This is a genomic window from Streptococcus suis, from assembly GCF_002964045.1.
In the GTDB taxonomy this organism is placed as follows: Bacteria; Bacillota; Bacilli; order Lactobacillales; family Streptococcaceae; genus Streptococcus; species Streptococcus suis_U.
Map to the genome: position 1 here is coordinate 1 of NZ_POPB01000462.1, position 4,030 is coordinate 4,030.

Annotated in this window: 4 protein-coding genes; all 4 read left to right on the forward strand. The window is 40.3% G+C overall.

From position 1 onward, the window contains the following. Positions 1-263: 263 nt before the first annotated feature. Entirely contained in the window at positions 264-1,463 is a 1,200-nt protein-coding gene (locus C1E99_RS11615; protein ID WP_024393525.1) for a phosphoglycerate kinase, read from the forward strand. 93 nt (positions 1,464-1,556) lie between these two features. After that, positions 1,557-2,072, forward strand: coding sequence for an FUSC family protein (locus C1E99_RS11620; protein WP_105106870.1), 516 nt, complete (start codon positions 1,557-1,559; stop codon positions 2,070-2,072). Positions 2,073-2,147: 75 nt separating this feature from the next. Further along, on the forward strand, positions 2,148-2,519 hold the full coding sequence (locus C1E99_RS11625; protein WP_105106869.1) for a MerR family transcriptional regulator: 372 nt from the start codon (positions 2,148-2,150) through the stop codon (positions 2,517-2,519). A gap of 28 nt (positions 2,520-2,547) precedes the next feature. Beyond that, positions 2,548-3,894 (forward strand): type I glutamate--ammonia ligase, encoded by a 1,347-nt coding sequence (gene glnA, locus C1E99_RS11630; RefSeq protein WP_105207633.1) that lies wholly within the window; start codon positions 2,548-2,550, stop codon positions 3,892-3,894. The last annotated feature ends 136 nt before the right edge of the window (positions 3,895-4,030 follow it).

Consider the following 4,030-nt stretch of genomic DNA (forward strand, 5'->3'; position numbering starts at 1 on the left):
TCTGTGGTATGATAAAGTTGTTCCATATGAGTCTTTCTAATGTGAGTGTGGTTGCTTTTCATTATAGGTCATATGGGACTTTTTGTATATACTCAAAAAGGCTCCATAATCTCTACAGTGGATTTACCCACTACAGAAATTATAGAGCCTTTTTTTCATTCGTTCTTTTTGTAGATTTGTGAAAAAACTATCTTTATGAGAGAAAAAATACAGAAAATATGGTACAATGGTAGGGTAAATATAAATTAAGGAGTTCTTATCTAATGGCAAAATTGACTGTTAAAGATGTAGAATTGAAAGGCAAAAAAGTTCTTGTCCGTGTGGACTTCAACGTGCCTTTGAAAGATGGCGTTATCACTAACGATAACCGTATTACAGCAGCTCTTCCAACTATCAAGTATATTCTTGAGCAAGGTGGACGTGCAATTCTTTTCTCTCACCTTGGTCGTGTGAAAGAAGAAGCTGACAAAGAAGGTAAATCATTGGCTCCTGTAGCAGCTGACTTGGCGGCTAAATTGGGTCAAGACGTTGCTTTCATCGCAGGTGCTACTCGTGGTGCTGAATTGGAAGCAGCTATCAATGCTTTGGAAGATGGACAAGTTCTCCTTGTTGAAAACACTCGTTTCGAAGATGTTGATGGTAAGAAAGAATCTAAAAACGACGAAGAACTTGGTAAATACTGGGCTTCACTTGGTGATGGTATCTTCGTTAACGATGCATTTGGTACTGCACACCGTGCACACGCATCAAACGTTGGTATCTCAGCAAACGTAGAAAAAGCTGTAGCTGGTTTCCTTTTGGAAAACGAAATTGCATACATCCAAGAAGCTGTTGAAACTCCAGAGCGCCCATTCGTGGCAATCCTTGGTGGTTCAAAAGTATCTGATAAGATCGGTGTTATCGAGAACCTTCTTGAAAAAGCTGACAAAGTTCTTATCGGTGGTGGTATGACTTACACATTCTACAAAGCTCAAGGTATCGAAATCGGTAACTCACTTGTAGAAGAAGACAAGCTTGATGTGGCAAAAGCACTTCTTGAAAAAGCTAACGGTAAATTGATCTTGCCAGTTGACTCAAAAGAAGCAAACGCATTTGCTGGTTACACTGAAGTTCGTGATACAGACGGCGAAGCAGTTTCAGAAGGCTTCCTTGGTCTTGACATCGGTCCTAAGTCAATCGCTAAGTTTGACGAAGCTTTGACTGGTGCGAAAACAGTTGTTTGGAACGGACCTATGGGTGTATTTGAAAACCCAGACTTCCAAGCTGGTACAATCGGTGTAATGGATGCTATCGTGAAACAACCAGGCGTGAAATCAATCATCGGTGGTGGTGACTCAGCAGCAGCAGCTATCAACCTTGGCCGTGCAGACAAGTTCTCATGGATCTCAACAGGTGGTGGTGCTTCAATGGAACTCCTTGAAGGTAAAGTGCTTCCAGGACTTGCAGCATTGACAGAAAAATAATAAATGCGACGTAAAGAGTTGGGACACCAACTCTTTTCTGCATTTCTTGGGATAATGGGTTCATTTTACTTAAAATCATGTTAGAATAGAGTTATGTTTAAAAAATATGCATTTGATCCGAAAAAGTTTAGATTGGGAATGCGGACCTTTAAATCCGGTTTAGCTGTTTTTTTAGTTATAGTGCTTTTTGGTTATATGGGCTGGCAGGGTATTCAGATTGCTGCCTTGACAACGGTCTTTAGCTTGCGTGAAGACTTTGACCGAAGTGTGCATTTCGGCACTTCTCGTGTATTAGGAAATACTATCGGCGGTTTCTATGCCTTGATTTTCTTTTTGCTAGATAGATTATTTTCTAATCATTTCTGGGTAACTGCAGTATTTGTCCCCATCTTTGTCATGTTGACTATTATGACCAATGTGGCTATGAATAACAAGGCTGGGATTATTGGTGCAGTCTCTGCCTTGCTCATTATTTCTTTGTCGATTCCTGCAGGTGATACTATTCAGTATGTCTTTATTCGGGTATTTGAAACATTTATTGGCGTTTTTATTGCTATTCTGGTCAATTATGATTTGAATCTCTTTAAAAAACGGTTTCAAAAGGAATGATGTTATAAAATCTAACATTACCTATTGACCGATACAAGAATTTCCCCTATAATAGTGAGCAGAAAGGAGTTCATTATGAGAGAAAAAGAGTTCCGTCGTTCCTTAGCCATTTTTCCGATTGGCAGTGTCATGAAGTTGACCGACTTAACAGCCCGTCAGATTCGGTATTATGAAGATCAGGGTTTGATTAAGCCCGATCGAAATGAAGGGAATCGTCGCTTGTATTCTCTAAAGGATATGGACTTACTTCTTGAAATAAAGGATTTTCTGGATGAAGGTTTGAATATTGCTGCGATTAAAAAGGAATATGCAAATCGTGAGGCCAAAGCCAAGGTCCAAAAACAACAGAAAACCTTGACAGATGAGGATGTACGTCGCATCTTACATGATGAATTCAGTCGTCAAGGACGGTTTTCAAGTCCTAGTTCCATTTTCCGTTCGTCGTAATTAGCTTTTAAAATAGAGGAGAAAAATAATGGCATTCACAGTGGCAGATATCAAACGCGATATTAAAGAGAAAAACGTTACCTTCCTGCGTCTGATGTTCACAGATATTATGGGAGTAATGAAAAACGTAGAGATTCCAGCAACTGATGAGCAGGTTGAAAAGGTATTATCAAACAAGGTCATGTTTGATGGTTCATCAATCGAAGGATTTGTACGTATTAATGAATCAGATATGTATCTTTACCCAGACTTGAATACTTGGACAATCTTCCCCTGGGGTGACGAAAATGGTTCAGTAGCAGGTTTGATCTGTGATGTTTATTCAACTTCAGGTGAGCCATTTGCAGGTGATCCTCGTGGTAACTTGAAAAAAGCCCTTCGCCACATGGAAGAACTTGGATTTTCTTCATTCAATTTGGGTCCAGAGCCAGAATTCTTCCTCTTCAAGATGGATGAGCAAGGAAATCCAACTCTTGAAGTGAACGATAAGGGGGGTTATTTTGACCTTGCTCCAACAGATTTAGCAGATAATACACGTCGTGAAATTGTGAATGTCCTTACTCAAATGGGCTTTGAAGTAGAAGCGAGTCACCATGAGTGTGCCGTTGGTCAGCATGAGATTGATTTCAAATACGATGATGTTTTGAGTGCTTGTGATAAGATTCAGCTCTTCAAGTTGGTTGTTAAAACAATTGCCCGTAAACATGGTATGTATGCAACCTTTATGGCTAAGCCAAAATATGGTATCGCTGGTTCAGGTATGCACTGTAACATGTCGCTTTTTGACAAGGATGGAAACAATGCCTTCTTTGATCCAGAAGATCCTCGTGGTATGCAATTGTCAGAAACAGCTTACCACTTCCTCGGTGGTCTGATTAAGCACGCTTACAACTATACTGCTATAACTAACCCAACAGTAAACTCTTACAAGCGTTTGGTTCCAGGTTTTGAAGCACCTGTTTACATCGCTTGGGCGGGTAAAAACCGCTCGCCATTGGTTCGCGTCCCTGCTTCTCGTGGCATGGGTACTCGTTTGGAATTGCGCTCCGTTGATCCAACTGCTAACCCATACTTAGCTATGGCTGTTCTTTTAGAAGTAGGACTAGAGGGCGTTGAGAATAAGATTGAGGCACCAGCACCAGTTGAAACCAACATCTATGCAATGTCAGATGAAGAGCGTCGTGAAGCTGGTATTACAGATCTTCCATCAACTCTTCACAATGCCTTGAAAGCACTTCGTAAAGATGAAGTCGTTCGAGCAGCTTTAGGTGATCATATCTATACCAATTTCTTGGAAGCTAAGAAAATCGAATGGGCAAGCTACGCAACCTACGTCTCCCAATGGGAAATCGACAACTATTTGGATATGTATTAAACAAAGGACCCCGAAGGGTCCTTCAGACTGAAGACAAAGTCCTTAGAATTGATTTTCTAAGGGCTTTTCTTCGTATTTAGGAGTATAATATAAGAAAAAGGACTTATGAGGTTCTCCTATGCTACACAAAGAAAAA